Origin of the sequence: Stappia sp. WLB 29, from assembly GCF_023507705.1 — a bacterium.
GTDB lineage: Bacteria > Pseudomonadota > Alphaproteobacteria > Rhizobiales > Stappiaceae > Stappia.
This window is the reverse complement of sequence record NZ_JALBGD010000004.1, coordinates 37,019-56,753: the sequence shown is the minus strand read 5'-3', so window position 1 is coordinate 56,753 and position 19,735 is coordinate 37,019. Positions and strand designations below refer to the sequence as shown.

General features: G+C 69.7%; 19 protein-coding genes. 10 read left to right on the top strand and 9 right to left on the bottom strand.

All coding sequences use genetic code 11. From position 1 onward, the window contains the following. Positions 1 to 231 precede the first annotated feature (231 nt). Complete coding sequence (locus MNI96_RS09030; protein WP_249692330.1) at positions 232 to 1,200, bottom strand: LysR family transcriptional regulator; 969 nt, start codon at positions 1,198 to 1,200, stop codon at positions 232 to 234. Between the two features lie 105 nt (positions 1,201 to 1,305). Between MNI96_RS09030 and MNI96_RS09025 the strand changes: the two genes are divergently transcribed. After that, the gene (locus MNI96_RS09025; RefSeq protein WP_249692329.1) at positions 1,306 to 1,926 is read left to right on the top strand and encodes an FMN-dependent NADH-azoreductase; all 621 of its coding nucleotides are present in this window, start codon (positions 1,306 to 1,308) and stop codon (positions 1,924 to 1,926) included. A gap of 79 nt (positions 1,927 to 2,005) precedes the next feature. On the opposite strand, the gene MNI96_RS09020 is transcribed toward MNI96_RS09025, so the two are convergent. Next, positions 2,006 to 2,818 (bottom strand): helix-turn-helix domain-containing protein, encoded by an 813-nt coding sequence (locus MNI96_RS09020; RefSeq protein ID WP_249692328.1) that lies wholly within the window; start codon positions 2,816 to 2,818, stop codon positions 2,006 to 2,008. A gap of 156 nt (positions 2,819 to 2,974) precedes the next feature. Here MNI96_RS09020 and MNI96_RS09015 point away from each other — a divergent pair, with 156 nt between their 5' ends. The 6 genes from MNI96_RS09015 to MNI96_RS08990 all read left to right on the top strand — a co-directional run bounded on the left by MNI96_RS09015 (position 2,975) and on the right by MNI96_RS08990 (position 10,222). Further along, a complete protein-coding gene (locus MNI96_RS09015; protein WP_249692327.1) occupies positions 2,975 to 3,733 on the top strand; it encodes an aspartate/glutamate racemase family protein in 759 nt (252 codons plus the stop codon). Positions 3,734 to 3,735: 2 nt separating this feature from the next. Beyond that, positions 3,736 to 4,620: an asparaginase domain-containing protein gene (locus tag MNI96_RS09010; RefSeq protein WP_249692326.1), complete on the top strand. Its 885-nt coding sequence runs from the start codon at positions 3,736 to 3,738 to the stop codon at positions 4,618 to 4,620. A gap of 277 nt (positions 4,621 to 4,897) precedes the next feature. Beyond that, positions 4,898 to 6,328, top strand: a complete 1,431-nt coding sequence (locus tag MNI96_RS09005) for an alanine/glycine:cation symporter family protein (protein ID WP_249692325.1) — start codon at positions 4,898 to 4,900, stop codon at positions 6,326 to 6,328. A 101-nt stretch (positions 6,329 to 6,429) separates the two neighbouring features. Continuing rightward, positions 6,430 to 7,812, top strand: a complete 1,383-nt coding sequence (locus MNI96_RS09000; protein WP_249692324.1) for an aspartate ammonia-lyase — start codon at positions 6,430 to 6,432, stop codon at positions 7,810 to 7,812. Between the two features lie 179 nt (positions 7,813 to 7,991). Next, entirely contained in the window at positions 7,992 to 9,197 is a 1,206-nt protein-coding gene (locus MNI96_RS08995) for an acyl-CoA dehydrogenase family protein (RefSeq protein ID WP_249692322.1), read from the top strand. Further along, the gene (locus tag MNI96_RS08990) at positions 9,194 to 10,222 is read left to right on the top strand and encodes a phosphotransferase family protein (RefSeq protein WP_249692320.1); all 1,029 of its coding nucleotides are present in this window, start codon (positions 9,194 to 9,196) and stop codon (positions 10,220 to 10,222) included. The genes MNI96_RS08995 and MNI96_RS08990 overlap by 4 nt, the downstream gene beginning before the upstream one ends. Before the next feature lie 245 nt (positions 10,223 to 10,467). Here the strand turns inward: MNI96_RS08990 and MNI96_RS08985 are convergent, their stop codons facing one another. Then, positions 10,468 to 11,469, bottom strand: a complete 1,002-nt coding sequence (locus MNI96_RS08985) for a GlxA family transcriptional regulator (protein ID WP_249692318.1) — start codon at positions 11,467 to 11,469, stop codon at positions 10,468 to 10,470. Beyond that, on the bottom strand, positions 11,466 to 12,032 hold the full coding sequence (locus MNI96_RS08980) for an isochorismatase family protein (protein WP_249692315.1): 567 nt from the start codon (positions 12,030 to 12,032) through the stop codon (positions 11,466 to 11,468). The genes MNI96_RS08985 and MNI96_RS08980 overlap by 4 nt, the downstream gene beginning before the upstream one ends. A gap of 217 nt (positions 12,033 to 12,249) precedes the next feature. Here MNI96_RS08980 and MNI96_RS08975 point away from each other — a divergent pair, with 217 nt between their 5' ends. Further along, entirely contained in the window at positions 12,250 to 12,795 is a 546-nt protein-coding gene (locus MNI96_RS08975) for an RBBP9/YdeN family alpha/beta hydrolase (RefSeq protein ID WP_249692314.1), read from the top strand. On the opposite strand, the gene MNI96_RS08970 is transcribed toward MNI96_RS08975, so the two are convergent. Beyond that, complete coding sequence (locus tag MNI96_RS08970) at positions 12,787 to 14,178, bottom strand: aminotransferase-like domain-containing protein (RefSeq protein WP_249692313.1); 1,392 nt, start codon at positions 14,176 to 14,178, stop codon at positions 12,787 to 12,789. The genes MNI96_RS08975 and MNI96_RS08970 overlap by 9 nt on opposite strands. Before the next feature lie 107 nt (positions 14,179 to 14,285). On the opposite strand from MNI96_RS08970, the gene MNI96_RS08965 reads away from it, so the two are divergent. Beyond that, a complete protein-coding gene (locus MNI96_RS08965; protein ID WP_249692312.1) occupies positions 14,286 to 15,248 on the top strand; it encodes a LysR substrate-binding domain-containing protein in 963 nt (320 codons plus the stop codon). Here the strand turns inward: MNI96_RS08965 and MNI96_RS08960 are convergent. The 4 genes from MNI96_RS08960 to kdgD all read right to left on the bottom strand — a co-directional run bounded on the left by MNI96_RS08960 (position 15,227) and on the right by kdgD (position 17,963). Further along, a complete protein-coding gene (locus MNI96_RS08960; RefSeq protein WP_249692311.1) occupies positions 15,227 to 15,724 on the bottom strand; it encodes a cupin domain-containing protein in 498 nt (165 codons plus the stop codon). The genes MNI96_RS08965 and MNI96_RS08960 overlap by 22 nt on opposite strands. After that, the gene (locus MNI96_RS08955; protein WP_249692310.1) at positions 15,721 to 16,155 is read right to left on the bottom strand and encodes a cupin domain-containing protein; all 435 of its coding nucleotides are present in this window, start codon (positions 16,153 to 16,155) and stop codon (positions 15,721 to 15,723) included. The genes MNI96_RS08960 and MNI96_RS08955 overlap by 4 nt, the downstream gene beginning before the upstream one ends. Before the next feature lie 13 nt (positions 16,156 to 16,168). After that, positions 16,169 to 16,762 (bottom strand): LysE family translocator, encoded by a 594-nt coding sequence (locus MNI96_RS08950; RefSeq protein ID WP_249692309.1) that lies wholly within the window; start codon positions 16,760 to 16,762, stop codon positions 16,169 to 16,171. Between the two features lie 286 nt (positions 16,763 to 17,048). Further along, on the bottom strand, positions 17,049 to 17,963 hold the full coding sequence (kdgD, locus tag MNI96_RS08945; RefSeq protein WP_249692307.1) for a 5-dehydro-4-deoxyglucarate dehydratase: 915 nt from the start codon (positions 17,961 to 17,963) through the stop codon (positions 17,049 to 17,051). 137 nt (positions 17,964 to 18,100) lie between these two features. Between kdgD and MNI96_RS08940 the strand changes: the two genes are divergently transcribed. Beyond that, complete coding sequence (locus tag MNI96_RS08940) at positions 18,101 to 19,627, top strand: aldehyde dehydrogenase (NADP(+)) (protein ID WP_249692306.1); 1,527 nt, start codon at positions 18,101 to 18,103, stop codon at positions 19,625 to 19,627. The last annotated feature ends 108 nt before the right edge of the window (positions 19,628 to 19,735 follow it).

Genomic DNA, 19,735 nt, shown 5'->3' with positions numbered 1-19,735 from the left:
AGGTTAGCACGGATTTCGGGTGCGCAAGCCGGCAAGGCCCGCGCGGGGAGAAAACGCCGCAGGCCGCTTGAGAAATTTCGAGACGGATTTTGCAAAATTCCGTCTCAATAAGCGCGATTTTCGAGACGGCGCGCGCAAAACCGGCAAACCAGCCCCTTACCGGCGAAAGAGCGCGACTGGCGGCACGGCCCGGCGGTTATCCCCGTCCGGCCGCACGCCGGCCTTTTCCGTCTATCCCCGCTCTTCCGCCTTCTTCGCCTGCCGTGCGGCGGCCTCCGTCTCCGCCACATGGCGGACGCAGCGGTCCCAGGCCGGGGTGCCGCCGAAATGGCGCAGCAGGGCCTCGGTCAGCGCCCGGACCTTGCCGGGCGTGTGCGGGCCGGGCGGGCGGACGACATACATGCCGAATTCGGGGGTCGGATGGTCGAGCAGCAGGGGCACCAGGGCGCCGGTGTCGACCGTGTCGCCGATGAGGAAGGAGGGCAGCTGGACGATGCCGAGGCCGGCAAGGGCCCAGGCGACCAGCGTCTCGCCGCTGTCGCTGCGCAGCCGGCCGCGCGGGCGCACCGAGATGGTCGCCTCGCCGCGGGTGAAGACCCATTCGGGCGAGCGGCTGCCGGTGTAGATCAGGCAGTCGTGGTCGGTGGCCAGGTCTTCGGGCCGCGCCGGCCGGCCCTTGCGGGCGAGATAGGCGGGGCTGGCGACGACGAGGGAGCGGATCGGCGCGATGCGGCGGGCGACATGGCTGGAATCTTCCAGCTTGCCGATCCGGATCGCGGCATCGAGCCGCTCGCCGATCAGATCGACCAGCCGGTCGGAGAGCGAGACGTCGAGCTCCAGGCGCGGATGGGCCGCGGCAAGCTCGGCCAGCACCGGCGCCAGGTGGTGGATGCCGAAGGAGAGCGGCGCGGAGATGCGCAGCCGGCCGACCACTTCGCCGCCATGGACGGCGACCGCGTCGAGCGCCTCGTCGTAGTCGGCGAGGAGCCGTTCGGCCCGCGCCTTGAACTCCAGCCCGGCATCGCTGGCGGTGACGCCCCGGGTCGTGCGGTTGAGCAGGCGCGCGCCCAGATGCTCCTCGATGCGGGCGATGCGCCGGCTGACGATGGATTTGGAAACGCCGAGGCGGGCGGCGGCCCGGCTGAAGCCGCCGCTCTCGGCGACCTCGATGAAATAGCGCATGTCTTCCAGTTCGATCATCCGGCGTTCCTGCTGGCGCAACAATGTGGTGCGGATTTCGGGAGTTCTGGCAACGCACAATGGCGACTACCTGTAGGGTACAACAGTATAGGAAGGAGCAGGGTCATGCCCTCGACTTTGAAGGTTCTCGCCATCACCAGCAGCGCGCTGGGCGATGCGTCCGCATCCAACAAGCTGGTCAACGACACGGTCGACCAGCTCAAGTCCCGCAATCCCGGCCTGCAGCTGACCGTGCGCGATCTCGGTGCCGGCCAGGTGCCGCATCTCGACCTCGACGGCGCCACCGCCATTCGCGGCGGCGAGCCGGCGAACGCGGCGCAGGCCGCCGCGCAGAAATTGTCCGACGAGCTGATCGCCGAGGTCAAGGCCGCCGACGTGCTGGTCATCGGCGCGCCGATGTACAATTTCGGCATTCCCTCGACGCTGAAGTCCTGGTTCGACTACGTGCTGCGCGCCGGCGTGACGTTCCGCTACACCGAAGCCGGGCCGGAAGGCCTGATGACCGGCAAGCGCGCCATCATTGTCGCGACCCGCGGCGGGCTCTACAGCGAAGGCCCGGCCAAGCCGATGGATTCGCAGGAGCCGCACCTGCGGACCATGCTGGGTTTCATCGGCATCACCGACATCAGCTTCGTCTATGCCGAGAAGCTGGCTTTCGGCCCGGAGGCCCGCGAAGCCTCGATCGGCGAGGCCGAGCGCAAGCTCGAAGAGCTGGTCGCAGCCTGACGCAAAGCCCGCAGCGGCGAAACCAAAAACCCGCCGGGACGGTCGTCCCGGCGGGTTTTTTCGTGCCGGCAGGCAGACTTCAGCCGCGCTCGTCGGCATAGGCCTCGAAGACGTGGTTGCCGGAGCGGGTGTTGTCGATCATCGGCAGCACATAGGCCGGCATTTCCGGGCTGTCCGGATCGAACAGGCCGCAGCGGCGCAGCGCCCCGGCCAGCGGCATGCGCGGCAGGGTGCGCTCCAGATAGGTGCGCACGGCGCAAGGCACGTGGTCGCGGTTGGCCGAGACGCCGACCTTGACCCCGTGCAGCCGCGTCCAGCGATGGGCATAGTCGGGATAGAGCACCGTCTGGGTGATCTCGATGCCGGCGCTGTATTCGTAGTCGTTGAGGAACACCCGGTCGCCGGTCAGCAGCGCCGAGCCCTGGTAGCGGTAGTGGCGCCGGCAGGTCCGGTCGAACGGGCCCATGCGCTCCAGCCGGCGGTAGAAGACGTGCTCGCCCTCGATGGAGAAGGACACCAGTGCCCGCACGATCTGGCCGCGCGAGGACATGGAGTAGTAATATTCGAAGAAGGTGCCGACCAGGTTGAAGATGCGCGGGTCGCCATGGGCGAAGATCTGGTCGAAATGCTGGCGGAAGGTGCGGGTCAGCGTGTCGGAGGCAAGGCCGCGCAGCTTGACCAGCCGGGCGAACTCGTCCTCCGGCAGCAGCATCTCGTGCGGCTCGACGCCGAAATAATCGCAGATCTTCCGCATCAAGGCGTTGCGCGGGAAGGAGCTTCCCGCAAGATAGCGGTTGAGCTGGCTGCGATTGATCTTCAGGTCCTGCGCCACGCGGGCGATGGAGGGCCGGTAGCCGCATAAAAGGCGGAGATTGGTGCCGAAAGGGTGCATGGCGCGCTTTGATGCATTTTTCGCGCCCGAAAGCGCCGGTTCTCACTCAATTGCATAATTGCCGGAGGCGGCCGCGGTCAACCACCTTGCGGAACGAGGCAGGCACCTTGCGCCAAGGCGCCGACCACCGGCACCGAACCATCGCGGAGACGAGGGATGCAGAACGACACCGGCCGAACGACCACCGGCGCGGAGCCCCGGCGGGCGAGCCTCGGCATCATCGCCGGCTCGGGACCGGAGGCCGGGCTCGACCTGTGGGCCAAGGTGCTGACGCGCAACCAGCAGCTGATGGGCGAAGCGTTTCGCGGCGATCTCGACGCGCCGCGCGTCGTCGTCGTGTCCGAGCCGCGGCTCGGCCTGTCGATGGACCTTGCCGCCAACGATGCCGCCGTGTGGGCGGCGATGCGCGAGACGCTCGACCTCGTGGCGCCGCAGGTCGAGGCCTATGCCATCGCCTGCAACACGCTGAACTGGTACGCCCCGCGCATCGCCGAGCTCGGCCTTGCCGCTGAGCTGGTCTCGTTCCAGGACGTGCTTGCCGACTGGATCGCCCGCAGCGGCACGCGCAAGCTGGCGCTGCTCGGCGCCGGGCCGGTGACCGCAATGGACGCATGGTCGGCCTATCGCGACCTGCCGCAGCAGGTCGAGGTGGAGCTGCCGGGCGATGCGGCCGCGCTGCACCGGCTGATCGAGGACGTGAAGCGGCTGGGCAGCGGCCATGCTGCCTTGCGCCCGCGCCTTGCCGAGCTGGTGGCCGGCCTCGACGCCGACGCGGTGCTGCTGGCCTGCACCGAGCTGCCGCTGATCGCCGACATCGAGACGGACAAGCAGCTGGTCGACGTCACCGATCTCGTCGCCGACGCGCTGGCGCGGCGGGCGATGCCGGCACCGGCCGTGCTGCAGCAGGCGGGGTGACGATGGCCGAGATCCTGCTGATCCATACCGGCGGCACCATCGGCATGGCGCCCGGCCCGAACGGGCTGGCGCCGGCCAAAGGCCTGGTCGAGGCGGCGGCACGCCGGATGGCGCCGGCGGACGCCCGGCTGACGCTGCATGTCTTCGACCCGCTGGTCGACAGTTCGGCCATCGGCCCGGACCATTGGAACCGAATGCTCGAGGTCATCGACACCTTCGCCGCCCGCTGCGCGGACATGCCGGGACGGGCGAGTGTCATCATCACCCACGGCACCGACACGATGGCCTTCACCGGCGCGGCGCTGGCGCAGGCGCTGGCCGGCTTGCCGCTGCCGGTGCTGCTGTGCGGATCGATGCAGCCGCTCGGCACCGGAGGCGATGCAGAAGGCAACCTGAAGCTGGCACTGGATGCGGTGCGCGAGGGGCCGGCCGGGGTGCGGCTCGCCTTCAACGGCGAGATCCTGCAGGCCGCCGGACTGGTGAAGCACAATTCGCAGGAGGCCGACGCCTTCCGCTCCGTGCCGCAGGCCCCGCTTGCCGGCCCCTATCGCCGGCGCCGCTTCGCCGACAGGCGGCTGGCGATCCTGACGCTGTCGCCGGGCCTGCCGGCCGGCGCGCTGGCCGGAGCGCTGGCCGCACTCGACGGGGCGGTGCTGCGGGTCTACGGCGCCGGCACGGCGATGGCCGACCCGGAACTGGAAACGGCGCTCGCGCAGGCGGTGCGGCGCGGCTGCCGCATCCGCGCGATCAGCCAGTGCGAGGAAGGCGGGTTGTCGCCCGGCTCCTATGCCGCAGGCGCCATGCTGTGGCGCGCAGGGTTGGAGAACGGCGGCCCGGAAACGGCGGAGGCGGCGCTGGCGCGTCTGTGGCTGGAGCTGTCGGACTGACGGGACGGCGCGGATGCCGTTCGGAGGCGATATGTTGCGCAAAATGCACCAGATTGCACCAGTCCGCTTCATTTCGCGCAATTGGGACTGATCCGCCTGCAGCCTATTGTTGCAGAATGGGCCGGGAGGCGGCCCGGCAGGTCCTTGACGGAAGACCTTTAGGTTTTCGGGAGCTTTGGAGAATCTTGAGGCGGGCGCGGCCCGTCATCTTGGGAAGAGACGAGCGGGGCTCGTCGTGGAAGAGACGAGCGGGGCTCGTCGTGAATGGGAGGGTCACATGGAGTTCCTGCATACGCTGTTCGGTTACGTCGACGCGCTGACCTGGGGCTGGGCGCTGATCCCGATCCTGGTCGTGTTCGGCGTGTTCATCACCATCATGTCCGGCTTCGTCCAGGTCGAGTTCTTCGGCCGGATGTTCCGCGTGCTTTCGGGCCGCAACCAGAACAGCGATCCCAACGCGATCAGCGCCCGCGAGGCGCTGCTGGTCTCCGTCGGCGGGCGCGTGGGCGGCGGCAACATCGCCGGCGTCGCCGTGGCGATCACGCTCGGCGGGCCGGGCGCAGTGTTCTGGATGTGGTGCATCGCGCTGGTCGGCATGGCCACCAGCCTGGTCGAATGCACGCTGGCGCAGGTCTACAAGCGCAGGGACGGCGAGCACTCCTTCCGCGGCGGGCCGGCCGACTACATCCGCCGGGGTCTCGGCCGCGAGTACAACTGGCTGGCCATCGTCTACGCCATCTGCCTGCTGGCCGCCTTCGGCCTCGGCTTCAACGCCTTCCAGGGCAACACGGTCGCCGGCGCGGTGCAGGATTCGCTCGGGCTCGACCGGATGATCACCGGTGCCTTCCTGACCGTCGTCACCGGCTTCGTGATCTTCGGCGGCATCAAGCGCATCGCCAAGGCGGCGGACGTGGTGGTGCCGATCATGGCCATCGGCTATCTGGGCCTTGCCGTCCTCGCCATCCTGCTCAACATCCAGGAGATCCCTTCCGTGATCGCCCGCATCGTCTCCAGCGCCTTCGGCTACGAGGAAGCGATCGCCGGCGGCATGGGCGCTGCCATCGCGCAAGGCCTGCGCCGCGGCCTGTTCTCCAACGAGGCGGGCCTCGGCTCGGCCCCGAACGTGGCGGCGACCGCATTGGTGCGCCACCCGGTCAGCCAGGGCGTCACCCAGGCCTTCTCGGTGTTCATCGACACCATCGTCATCTGCTCCTGCACCGCCTTCCTGATCCTGCTCGGCGACGTCTACACGCCGGGCGCGGAAGGCATCGACGGCGTGGTGCTGACCCAGCAGTCGCTGGCGAGCCATTTCGGCGACTGGTCGCGCTACGCGCTGACGCTGGCGATCCTGCTCTTCGCCTTCTCGTCGATCATCTACAACGTCTATCTGGGCGAGAACGCGCTGGCGGCGATGACCGACTCCAAGACGGCGCTGAACGGTCTGCGGCTGCTGATCCTCGGCCTCGTCTTCATGGGCGCGGCGGCTCCGTCCGCGACGGCCGTGTTCTTCTTCTCCGACCCGATGATGGGCGTGCTGGCGCTGGTCAACCTGGTGGCCATCCTGATGCTGTTCCCGACGGCGATGCGCGTGGTCAACGACTTCCGCGCCCAGCTGAAAGCCGGCGTCGCCCGCCCGATCTTCGATCCGGCGAAGTTCCCCGACCTCGACCTCGACCGGGAGGCCTGGGATCCCGCGCGCTGGAAGTAAGCCGCGACACGACGAGCGACGGGCCGCCGCAAGGCGGCCCGTTTTCCTTTTCTGCCTGAGCCTAGAAAAGACGCGGGCGCACCCGCGCAATGGAGACCGGAATGACCGTGCAGATGCGGCGCGAGGAAGACAGCCTCGGCCAGATGGACCTGCCGCGCGAGTGCCTGTGGGGCATCCACACGCAGCGCGCCATCGGAAATTTCCCGATCTCGGGAATTCCGTTGTCGCATTTCCCCGAATTCGTGCGGGCGCTCGCCTGGGTCAAGCTGGCCGCCGCCAACGCCAACCTGGAGCTCGGCGTGCTGGCGGAGGACAAGCATGCGGCCATCGCGGCGGTGTGCCAGGAGATCATCGCCGGGCACCACATGGCGCATTTCCGCGTCGACATGATCCAGGGCGGGGCCGGCACCTCGACCAACATGAACGCCAACGAGGTGATCGCCAATCTCGCCCTGCTGCGCATGGGTCACCAGCCCGGCGAGTATGCCAGGCTGCATCCCAACGACGACGTCAACCGCTCGCAATCGACCAACGACGTCTACCCGACCGCCATGCGGCTGGCCATCGTCAGCCAATGCAGCCTGTTGCAGGACGCGCAGCGGCGCCTGTCAGCCGCCTTCGCCGAACGGGCGCGGGCCTTCGCAACGGTGCGCAAGATCGGCCGCACCCAGCTGCAGGACGCGGTGCCGATGACGCTCGGCCAGGAATTCGCCGGCTTTGCCGCCACCATCGACGAGGACGTGGCGATCATCGGCCAGCTGTCGCGCCTGCTGCTGGAGGTCAATCTCGGCGGCACCGCCATCGGAACGAGGGTCAACGCCCCGGCCGGCTATCCGGAGAAGGCGGTGGCGGAGCTGTCGCGGATAACCGGCATGCAGGCGAAGCTCGCCGTCGACCTGATCGAGGCCTCCTCCGACACCGGCGCCTATGTGACCTTCTCGAGCGTGCTGAAGCGCATCGCGGTGAAGCTGTCGAAGATCTGCAACGACCTGCGGCTGCTGTCGTCGGGCCCGCGCTCGGGCTTCAACGAGATCCGCCTGCCGCCGGTGCAGGCCGGCTCCTCGATCATGCCGGGCAAGATCAATCCGGTGATCCCGGAAGTGGTCAACCAGGTGGCGTTCCAGGTGGTCGGCAACGACCTGACCGTGACCATGGCGGCGGAGGCCGGCCAGCTGCAGCTCAACGCCATGGAGCCGATCATCCTGCTCAACGTGCTGCAGTCGATGCGCATCCTGATGCAGGCGATGGACACGCTGGCCGAGCGCTGCGTCGCCGGCATCGAGGCCAATGCGGCGCAATGCGAGGGCGCGCTGGAGAACAGCCTGGTGCTGGCGACGATGCTGGTGCCGCATCTGGGCTATGCCAATGCGGCGAAGATCGCCAAGACCGCGCTGGCGCGGGACAGGAGCGTCACCGACACCGCCGTGGAACTCGGCTTCGGCACGCGCGAGGCCATCCAGGCGATGATCCTGAGCGAGACCTGAGCACAAGGCGCGCAAGCCATCGCATTCGCGCCGCGCGCTGTACCCGGGCTATAAGAGACGCCGAACAATGCCGGATTCTTCGCCGCTGCTGCTGCTGGCCAGCGACCGGTCCGCCTACTGACGGGCTCGGTCGTCGCGGTGGACGGCGGACATCCGGTTTCAGGATTGTGAGGGCATTCATGGATTTCACCCTATCCCCCGAGATCGCCGGCCTGCGCGCCGAGATCGCCGCCTTCGTCGAGGAGCACCTGATCCCGCTGGAGAGCGATCCGGCGTCCTACGACGCGCACGAGAACATCGCACCTAGCGTGCTGGAGACGATGCGCGCCAAGGCCCGCGAGCAGGGCCTGTGGTGCCTGCAGCTGTCGCCCGAGAACGGCGGGCGCGGCGTCGGCAAGATGGGCATGGCCGTGTGCTACGAGGAGATGAACCGGTCGATCTTCGGGCCGGTCGTCTTCAACTCCGCCGCGCCCGACGACGGCAACATGATGATGCTGGAGGCGCTCGGCACGCCGGAGCAGAAGGAGCGGTGGCTGGCGCCGATCGCGCAGGGCAAGGTGCGCTCCGCCTTCGTGATGACCGAGCCGCATCCGGGCGGCGGCTCCGACCCCGGCATGATGCAGACCCGCGCCGTGCGCGAGGGCGACGACTATGTGGTCACCGGGCACAAGTGGTTCATCACCGGCGCGGAGGAGGCGGCGCATTTCGTGCTGATCGCCCGCACCTCGGACGATGCGCGGGCCGGGCACACCGCCTTCCTGTTCCACCGCGACCAGCCGGGCTGGGAGATCGTCCGGCGCATCCCGATCATGGGACCGGAGGAGCATGGCGGGCATTGCGAGCTGCGCTTCGACGGGCTGCGCATCCCGGCGGAGAACGTGCTGATCGGCGAGGGACGGGGCCTCAAGGCGACGCAGACGCGGCTCGGGCCGGCGCGGCTGACCCACTGCATGCGCTGGCTCGGCCTGTCGAAGCGCTGCGTCGAGATCGCCCGCGACTACGCCTCGAAGCGGATGGGCTTCGGCGTGCGGCTGGCCGACCGCGAGAGCGTGCAGGTGATGCTCGGCGAACTGGCGATGCAGATCGAGATCGGCCGCATGCTGGTGATGAAGGCAGCCTGGGAGATCGACCGGGGCGGCTACGCCCAGAAGGAAGTCTCGATGGCCAAGGTGCATGTCGCCAACCTGCTGCACAAGGCGGCCGACACGGCGATCCAGATCAACGGCGCGCGCGGCTATTCCAAGGACACCGTGCTGGAATGGATCTACCGCTACGCCCGCCAGGCGCGGCTGGTCGACGGCGCGGACGAGGTGCACAAGATGGTGCTCTACCGGCACCTGGAAAAGGACGGGCGCGACGCCTGGCGCTGGGAGACCGGAGAATGAGCGGACCCGGCTTCGACGTCGGGAGGCTCGCCGCGCGGCTCGATGCCGACCTCGGCCCCGCGGAAACGGGGATAACGCTGGAGCGGATCGGCGGCGGCCAGTCCAACCCGTCCTTCTTCCTCGACCGGGGGCCTGAGCGCTACGTGCTGCGCAAGCAGCCGGGCGGGCCGATCCTGCGCGGGGCCCATGCCATCGACCGGGAATACCGGGTGCTGCAGGCGCTGGCGCCGACCGGCGTGCCGGTGCCGCGCCCGGTGCTCTATTGCGAGGATGCCGAGGTGATCGGCACGCCGTTCTACCTGATGGAACGGGTCGAGGGCCGCGTCTTCACCGACACCTCTTTGCAGGAGCTCCCCGCCGGCGAGCGCCGCGCCATCTGGATGGCGGCGGCCGAGGCGATGGCGGCGATGCACGCCCTCGTGCCGGAGGAGGTCGGCCTTGGCGACTACGGCAAGCCGGGCAACTATTTCGAGCGGCAGATCAGCCGCTGGGATCGGCAGTACCGCCAGTCGGAGCTGGCGCCCATCCCCCCAATCGAGGCGCTGTTCGACTGGCTGAGCGCCAACCGGCCGGCGGACGACGAACGCGTGTCGCTGTGCCATGGCGATTTCCGGCTCGGCAACCTGATGTTCCACCCGAGCCAGCCCAAGGTGGTGGCGATCCTCGACTGGGAGCTGTCGACGCTCGGCCATCCGCTGGCCGATCTCGGTTTCTGCTGCATGCCCTGGCACACGGCGCCGGAGGAATATGGCGGGCTGCTGGGCATCGACCTTGCCGCGATGCAGCTGCCGCGCGAAGACGAGTTCGTCGCCCGCTACATGCAGGCCGCTCCCGGCGCGCCGCCGCTCCTGCCCTTCCACAAGGCCTTCGCGCTCTACCGCTTCGCCGTCATCTTCGTCGGCATCGCCGAGCGGGCGCGGCTCGGCAATGCCTCCGACCCGGAGGCGGCGAAGCTTGCGCCGCTCGCCGAGCGCTTCGCGCTCAGGGCGCTGGAGATCGCCGAAGGGCGGCCGCACGCGCTCTAGGTCGTGGACTCATAATTGTGCCGGAAACGGTCTGCCCGAACCTGATCGGATACAAGGAGCAAGTCCGCAGGAAACCGTCCGGTTTTCAAGGTCTTGCGATGCTCGTCGGCCCGACTTCGATCTGCGGCGTCGGACCGCTCGGCCGGGGGACCTGCCCCGGCCATCACGCTCCTCCTGGCATATCATTGCCGGGCCAGACGCCGTTTCCGGCACAATTATGAGTCCACGACCTAGGCCGCCCCGCCTCAGGAGGCGGCGGCGCGCAGGCTGGTCGGCGAGGCGGGATGCAGCCGGTTCCAGGCCCGGCGGAACTGGCGGGCGGAGGAAAAGCCGGCTCTGGCGGCGATCTCCTCCATGTCGAGCCGCGAGCCAAGCACCATCTCGCGCGCCAGCGCGATGCGCATGCGGTTGACGAACTCGGTGACGCTCAGCCCGGTATGCTCGTTGAACAGGCGCGAGAGATTGCGCGGGCTGGTGGCGGCAAGGCGGGCGAGCGCCGCGACGGTCCAGGCGCGGGCCGGATCGCCGGCGACCGCGTCCTGCACCCGGTGGATGGCGGGGTGGATGTGGTTGCGCCCCTCCAGCCAGGGCGACAGCTGCGGGTCGGCGCCGCCGCGCCGCAGATAGACGACGAGATAGCGCGCGACCGCCAGCGCCACGTCGTGGCCGGCCTCGCGCGCGACGATGGCCAGCATGAGATCGATGCCGGCGGTGATGCCGGCGCTGGTCAGCCGCTCGCCGTCCTCCACGAACAGGCGGTTGTCGCGCACCCGCGCGGTGGGCGCGGCGCGGCGCAGGTCCTCGATCGCCGCGTGATGGGTGGTGCACTCGCACCCTTCCAGCAGGCCGGCACGGGCGGCAAGCAGCGCGCCAGAACAAATCGTCACCAGCCGGATGCCGGGGCGCACCGCCCGGCGCAGCCAGTCGGCGATCTCCGCTTCCAGCGGCGCGTCGTCCCTGCGCGTGTCGGTCTCGCTGCCGAGCGGCCTGTCGGCCGCGCCCGAGACCACCACCATCGCCCCGTCCGGCAGGGTATCGGGCAGCGGCGCGATGCCGGCAACGGCAAGGCCGACGGAACTGGTGACACTCTCCGACGGGCCGACATAGGCGACGTCGAAGCACAGCCGCGCCTGCTCCATGTTGGCCTTGCGCAGCACCTCGACCGGGCCGGCGATGTCGAGCAGCAGCGCGCGCGGGGGAACCACCACGAAGACAGGTATGGTCCGCACGCGCGCTGCCTCGGTCATGCGGCGAGCCGGCCGGCCGTGGCGGCGGAAAGCGCCTCCTCCACCGTGGCGATGCGGGCGAAGCGGCCGGCGAGCACCAACTCGCTGCGGGCGCGGATCTCGGCGGCGCTCCACTCGCGCCCCGCCGCATCGACCATCGGGAAGGTCAGCGTCGCCTCGCCGACGAAATCGACCTCGTATCCGAGATCCGAGGCATGGCGCGTCGTGGTCTCGCAGCACTGCTCGGTGCGGATGCCCGAGACGATCAGCCGGCGGATGCCGCGCTCGGTCAGCCAGACGTCGAGGCCGCTGCCGACCAGCGCGCTGTGGCGCCGCTTGCGGAAGACCGCGTCGGCGGCAAGGCGCAGCGGGGCGAGCGGCACGACGAAGCCCGAGCTTTCTGCGAACGGGCCGGTCTCCTCCACATGGAAGATCTGCACCATCGGGATGCCGGCGGCGGCGGCGCCGTCGATCAGCGCCTGCTGGCGCTCCAGATAGAGGCCGAGCCCGTCCTCGCGGAAGTAGGGCCGGTGGCGGAAGGATTCCTGGACGTCGACGACGATGAGGGCGGTCTTTGCGGACATTTCCGGTATCTCCTGACGAGGGACAGTATCCGCAGGATAGCGCCGCTCTGAAAGGACGAAATGCGCGGAGCGGACGGATGAGGGACACTTCGCGCCAAAACACCGCAGCCGGAAGTCCGTGAGAAATGCTCCTCCTGGCCTGAAATCGCTTCAGTTTCCTTCGGTGGCCCGGGGCCTGTAGTCTCGCGGTCGCGGCAATGAAGAGACGGAGCGCGCAATGACGGACGGACTGGTTCTTCCCGGCATCGGCGGATCGGACGAGGCGCATTGGCAGAGCCTGTGGGAAGCGGAGGATGCCGGGCTGACGCGCTTTGCCCCGGCCGACTGGGACCGGCCGGAGCTTGCCGAGTGGACGGGCGCGCTGGAGCGGGCGCTGGCCGGCTTTTCCCGCCCGCCGCTGCTGATCGCGCACAGCCTCGCCTGCCTGCTGGTCGCCCATGCGGCCGAGAAGATCGCCGGCCGCGTGCGCGGGGCGTTCCTGGTCGCGGTGCCGGACCCGGACGGGTCGGCCTTTCCGATCGAGGCGGCGAGCTTTCGCGACGTGCCGGCGCGGGCGCTGCCGTTTCCCGCGCTGATCATCGCCAGCAGCGACGATCCCTACGGCACGCCGGAGCATGCCCGCCGGCGGGCGCGGGACTGGGGGGCCGGGCTCGTCGAGATCGGCGCCAGGGGCCACATCAACGGGGCGAGCGGTCTCGGGGCCTGGCGCGAGGGGCGGATGCTGTTCGACGCCTTCGCCGCCGGGGCGCGGGACTCAGGCTAGGACAGGCGGCGGCGCGCCTCCCTCGAGATTTTCGACGAGGCCGGAAATGGCGCGCAGCGCCGTCTCCAGCTCGTCCATGGCAGGCGCGCCGAGGCACAGCCGCACACCGCAGGAGGCATCGTCCTCCGGCGTGCCGGGCGCGGCGGCGGTGGAGGCGGGCGGGGTGACGAGGATGCCCAGCGCCCGGGCGGCGGTCTCCAGCACTGCGGCCCGTCCGGCTTCGAGCGGCAGCCAGACGTGATAGCCGACATGGCGCGCGTCGCGCATCGCGGGGCCGAGGATCGCGCCGGCCAGCGCCCGGCGGCGCGCGGCCTCCTCGCGGATGGCGGTGCCGATGGCCTCGGCCGTGCCGTCCAGAACCCATTGTTCCATCACCACGCAGCCGAGCGGCGAGATCATCAGCCCGCTGGCATGGAGCGCATTTTCCGTGCGGGCGACAAGGGCCGGCGGCACCACCAGACCGCCGACGCGCAAGGAGGGATTCAAGGTCTTCGACAGGCTGTTGATGTAGACGACGCGCTCGGGCGCGAGACTGGCAAGCGAGGGGAACTCCGCCTCCGGCGCCAGCGTGTAGACATCGTCCTCCACCAGCATCGCATCGCGCGCGCGGCAGATCGCAAGGATGGCCTCGCGCCGGGCCCGCCCCATCGAGCCGGTGGTCGGGTTCTGCATGGTCGGGGTCAGGTAGACCGCGATGCCGCCCGCCTCCTCTCGAAGATCGTGTAGTGCCCAGTCCAGTGCATCGGGCAGCATGCCTTCGCCGTCCATGGCGACGCCGACGACGCGCAGGCCCATATGCCGGGCGAGCGTCAGCACACCGGGATAGGTCTGCGCCTCGACGAGCAGCGTGCCGCCGGGGCCGCAAAGGGTCGAAAGCGCGACGGCCAGCGCATGCTGCGCCCCGCCCGTCAGCAGCAGGCATTCGGGATCGGCCTCCATGCCGAGCCGGCGGAACCAGCGGGCCATCTCGTTGCGGTAGCGGGCATGGCCGGCGACCGGCGGATAGGTGTTGAACACATCCGCATCGAGCTTGCGGGAAACGGCGGCCAGGGTGCGGGCGAGCAGCCGCTCGCTGACGCCGGAAGGCGGAGCGTTGCGCGACAGGTCGATAAGCGGGCCCTTGCGCGCCTCGGTGGCGGCGACGAAGCTGCCCGAGCCGCGCACCGAGCGCAGCAACCCGCGCCGCTCCAGCAGCGCATAGGCCTTGGTCACGGTGCCGAGGCCGATGCCGAGACGCCAGGCGAGATCGCGCTGCGCGGGAAGGCGGGCGCCGACGGCAAGCTCCCCCGACAGGATGTCCTGCGACAGGGCGGCGGCGAGCCGTTCGCCGGGCGGGCCGGCCCCGTCCGCGAGGCGGGGCTGCCAGGGCGAGCGCAGGCGCATGCGGAATCTCCTCAAGTGTAACGTGACGCTTTTGCTGTTTTAACAAAGTGTCACAGCCAATAGCATTCCGGATCGTGAAAGTCCTGCCTGACCGGATCGGACCCCAGATGCTCCAGCATGCTTCTTCTCCCTCATCCGCCCTCTCGCCGCCGCAGGAGACCGGCCGCGCCATGCGGCTCGGCGTGCCGCTGACGGCGCTGCGCGCCTTCGAGGCGGCGGCGCGCCATCTGTCGATCAAGGAGGCGGCGGGCGAAATCGGCGTGACGCCGTCCGCCGTGAGCCACCAGTTGCGCGTGCTGGAAACGGTGCTGGGCGTGGAGCTGATGCGGCGGGTCGGGCCGCGGCTGGAGCTGACGGAAACCGGACGCCTGCTGTCGCCGGAGCTGACGGCGGGCTTCGGCCGCATCGCCGGCGCGGTGGGACTGGTCAGGAGCGAGCGCAAGCTCGGCCCCTTGCGCCTGTCGATGCTGCCGACCTTCGCCGCACATTGGCTGTCGCCGCGGCTGAGCCGCTATCCCTTCGCCCGGGCCGGCTTCGAGCTGCTGATCTCGACCGGCCAGGACCGGGCGGATATTTCGGCCGGGGCGGCGGATGCCGCCGTGCGGCATGGCGACGGCCAGTGGCCGGGCGTCATCGCGGAGCGATTGTTCGAGGAGACGGTGGGGCTGCTCGGCGCGCCGTCGCTGGTTGCGGCCGGCGGCGAGGACGAGCTGCGCGCCCTTGTCGGCCGCACGAACCTCTTCCTGTCGCAGAACCGGCGAGAGAACTTCGCCCGCTGGAACGCCTCGCTGCCGGGCGGGCCGCTGCAGCCGGCGGCGGTGACCATCGTCGATTCCGCCGGGCTCGGCCTCAAGGCCGCCATCGACGGGGCGGGCGTCACGCTGGCCGGGATCGAGATCGCCGGGCAGGACATCGCCGCCGGGCGGCTCGAGCCGCTGTTCGGCCACAAGGTGCCGGCCGAGGCCGGCTACTACCTGTGCTATCCGCCGGCGCTGGAGCGCGACCGGCGGATCCGCAACGTACGCACCTGGCTGCTGGCCGAAGCGGGTCAGTCCTCGCCGTCCCAGTAACCGGCGGTCGCATCGCCGCGCAGCACCAGGTCCAGCCGCCGGGCGGCCTTGTCGCCGCCGGGGGCGGAGCCGGCAAAGACCGCCAGCTTGCCGCTGTCGGGATATTGCATCACGTCCGGCTCGCGCATGCTGCTGATCGCGAGATAGCGCAGCGGCCCGTCGGGTCCGGCGATCAGCTGGTGCGCGGTCTGCGGGCCCCCGGCCGGGCAGACGATCACGTCGCCAGCGATGACCGCATGCTCGTCGCACCCATAACGCAGTGTGCCGGAGCCCGACAGGATCACGAACATCTCGTCGTTGGCGTGGTGGCAGTGGAACGGCCAGGCCTTCTTGCCGGCCGGCACCTCCACATAGCGCGCACCGAGATGGCGGGCGCCGAGCGGCGCGGCGATGGCAGCCATGCTCGCCTCGAAGGTATCGCCATGGCGCTGGGTCTGGAGCGGCAGGGCATCCGGCCGCACGATCGGGGAGGTCATCGGTCACCTGTCTCGTTTTCGTCATCGGAAGAAACGGGCGCCCAGCCGTCCGCCTCGACCTCGATGCGGTCGCCGGCGGTGGAGGGCGAGGAGACGAGGACGAAGACCAGATCGCCGGTCCCGTCGTTGCGCACCCAGTGCGGCCGGCCGGGCGGAACGTGGATCGCCTGGCGCGGGCGGGCGCGCAGCGTCCCTTCCGGCATGCGCAGGGTCATTTCGCCCTCCAGCACGTAGAAGACCTGGCGGGCACGGCGATGCAGATGCGGCGTCTCGCTGGTGCCCGGCTGCATCAGCTCCTGGCGCAACTGCAGGCCGTCCTGCTCCAGCAGGCGCCAGCCGAGACAGCCCTCGCCCCAAGAATAGAGAGTGTCGGCGCCCGCCTCGACGAAGGCGACGGCGGAAGCAACGGCGGGTGCGGTTTCGCGGGTCATCGGATTCACTCTCTCACAGCCAGAACAGCACGGCGGTGAGGGCTGCGAGCGCGGCCATCGTCCGGTTGACCAGCAGCAGCTTGCGCCGGTCCTTGAGCACTTGCCGCAGACCAGCGCCGAAGGCGGCCCAGACCGACATGCAGGGCACGCCGACGACCGTGAAGACGAGGCAGACCAGCGCCAGCCGACCGGCATCGCCCTCGCCCGGCGCGACGAAGGCGGCGATCACCGTGCCGGCGATCAGCCAGGCCTTGGGATTGACGAACTGGAAGGCGGCGGCCTGGAAGAAGCCGATGGGCCGGGCCATGGAGGCATCGCGCAATTCGCCGGCGCGCCAGAGCTTGGCCGCCAGCCACAGCAGATAGAGCGTACCGATCACCTTCAGCACCACCTGCAGCCGCGGCTCCAGCGCGAAGACGGCGCCGAGACCCGCGCCGACCGCGCTGAGCTGCACCGCAACGCCGAAGGGAATGCCGAGGATATGCGGCCAGGTCCGGGCCATGCCGAAGACGAGGCCGGAGGTGGTCAGCATCAGGTTGTTGGGGCCGGGCGTGATCGACATCACGAAGGCATAGATGGCCAGCGCCGTCAGCGAGGTGGGATCCATATGCGCAATCGTCCTTGGCCGCGGCCCGCATCGATGCGGACCGCCGGGGACAGTTGAGCACGGACGGAAGCCGCCGGCTGCTGAGTTTTCGTCAGGGGAAGATGAGCCGGGCTAACGCGGCCGGCGGACGCTTCACCCTCTTGCTCAGGCCGGCAGGGGACGCAGGCGCCGGACCGCAGGACTGAGTCAAGGCGCCTCGGCTGCGCATGCAAAAGGCCCGTGGGAGACGCTCTCCCGCGGGCCTTTCATGTCCGGCTGCCCAGTCGCTGCCAAGGGGGGAGGTGCGTCAGCCGGCGCGGTTTTCCGCAAAGGAGATCAGCTCGCCGAGCAGGCGCTCTTCTTCCGCCGTCGGGTCGGTCAGCGGCGGACGCACCGGGCCGGCCTCGAAGCCCTTGAGCCGCACGCCGGCCTTCACCAGCGACACGGCATAGCCCGGCGCGCGCGCGCGCAGCTTCATGAAGGGGAAGAAGAAGCCCTTGAGCATGGCCTCGCAGGTGGCGGTCTCGCCGGCGCGCAGCGCCTTGTAGAACTCCACCGCCATGCCCGGCACGAAGTTGAAGACGGCCGAGGAATAGGTGGTGAAGCCGGCGGCGAGATAGGCCTCGGCGAAGAGCTCGGCCGTCGGCATGCCGCCCAGATAGGTGAGCCGGTCGCCGACGGTCGCCGTGACCTGGCGCACCAGGCCCATTTCGCCGCTGCCGTCCTTGAAGCCGATCAGGTTCGGGCAGGCCTCGCACAGGCGCGCGATCGTGTCCGCCTTGTAGATGGCGTTGTCGCGATTGTAGATCATCACGCCGATGCCGACGGCATCGCAGACCGCCTTGGCATGGGCATAGAGGCCCTCCTGCGAGGCGTCGATCAGGTAGTGCGGCAGCAGCAGCAGACCGTCCGCGCCGGCGGCCTCGGCCTGCCTGGCGATGGAGACGGCAAGGGCGGTGCCATAGCCGCAACCGGCGACGATGGGCGTTTCGCCGGCCGCTTCCTTGGCCGCGCGGACCACCTGCGGGATCTCGTCCGGCGCCAACGAGAAGAACTCGCCCGTGCCGCCGGCTGCGAACAAGCCCGCCGCCTCGAAGCCGGACAGCCACTCCACATGCCGGCGATAGCTTTCGGCGTTGAAGGCGCCGTCGGGGCCAAAATGCGTGACAGGGAACGACAGGAGGCTGGAGGCCAGCCTGTCCTTCAGTTCGATCGGGTCCATGGAAGCGCTCCTCGTTGGCTTATCTGGTTCGCTGAGCTTCTACCGAGCATCAGATGAAAGTCAACAGTTGTATGATGTCTTATTTTATGATGGGTTGCGCGGACCGAATTTTCACATGCGGCAAGGAGCATCCCGACATGGCCTATCGTCCCCACGGCGCCCATCTCATCGCCGGTGCGCGCGTCGACAGCAGCGCGCGTTTCGACAGCCGACCGGTCAGCGGCCCCTCGCACGGCTTCGCCAATGGCGGGGCTAAGGAAGTCGACGCGGCGGTGCGCGCCGCGGAAGCCGCCTTTGCCGACTACGCCCGAACCTCGCGCGAGCAGCGGGCGGCCTTCCTGGAGGCGATCGCCGATGCCATCGAGGCGCGCGCCGAAGATCTCACCCCGACGGTGATGGCCGAGACCGGCCTGCCGCAGGTGCGGGTGGAGGGCGAGCGCGGCCGCACCACCGGCCAGCTGCGCATGTTTGCCGGCCATATCCGCGCCGGGCGCCATCTCGACCTGCGCGTCGACGAGGCCTTGCCCGACCGCACGCCGCCGCGCCCGGAACTGCGGCTGTGCATGCGCCCGCTCGGGCCCGTCGCGGTGTTCGGGGCCTCGAACTTCCCCCTCGCCTTTTCCACCGCCGGCGGCGACACGGCGGCCGCCCTTGCCGCCGGCTGCCCGGTGGTGGTGAAGGGTCATCCGGCCCATCCGGCGACCGGCGAGATCGTCGCCGAGGCCATCGAGGCGGCGCGCATCGCCTGCGACATGCCGGCCGGCACCTTCTCGCTGGTGCAGAGCGCCGACCGGGCGGCCGGCGAAGCGCTCGTCACCCATCCGCTGATCCGCGCGGTCGGCTTCACCGGGAGTCTCGCCGGCGGGCGGGCGCTGTTCGACCTTTGCGCCCGGCGCGCCGAACCGATCCCGTTCTTCGGCGAGCTCGGCTCGGTCAACCCGGTCTTCGTGCTGGACGAGGCGCTGCGGACCCGCGGGGCAAGCATCGCCCGCGAATGGACCGCTTCGCTGGCGATGGGCGCCGGCCAGTTCTGCACCAATCCCGGCGTGCTGGTGCTGCGCGCGGGCGAGGCGGCCGAGGCCTTCATCGCCGAGGCGGCGCGGGCCCTGTCGCAGGTGGCGCCGCAGCCGATGCTGACGGCCGAGATCGCCGCCTCGTTCCGCAAGGGGGCGGGCGATCTGGAAGCAGCCGGCGGCAAGCCGGTGCATCTCGGGCCGTCCTGCGGCCCGCGCGAGGCCTCGCCCGTGCTGCTGCGCACGCAAGGAAGCCGCTTCCTCGCGGAGCCGCATCTTGCCGAGGAAGTGTTCGGCCCGCTCGGGCTGGTGGTGACGGTCGCCTCGGCCGAGGAAATGGCGCAGGTTGCGCAAGGGCTCGCCGGCCAGCTGACCTGCACGCTGCAGATTGAGCCGGGGGACATGCCGCAAGCGCGCGCCCTGGTGCCGGTGCTGGAGCGCAAGGCCGGCCGGCTGCTGGTCAACGGCTATCCGACCGGCGTCGAGGTCTGCGACGCGATGGTGCATGGCGGGCCCTATCCGGCCTCCACCAATTTCGGGGCGACCAGCGTCGGCTCGATGGCGATCCGGCGGTTCCTGCGGCCGGTCTGCTACCAGAACCTGCCGGCCGGCCTGCTGCCGGAGGACGCGCGGACGGACGCGCAAAACTGACGTAATCATACATCACACGTCTTGACATTTCCATGTAGTATGTTGTCATACAAGTGACATGGCCGGCTCCGGGAGGGGCCGGCACAGCCTCAGGCAAGCGGGAGACGC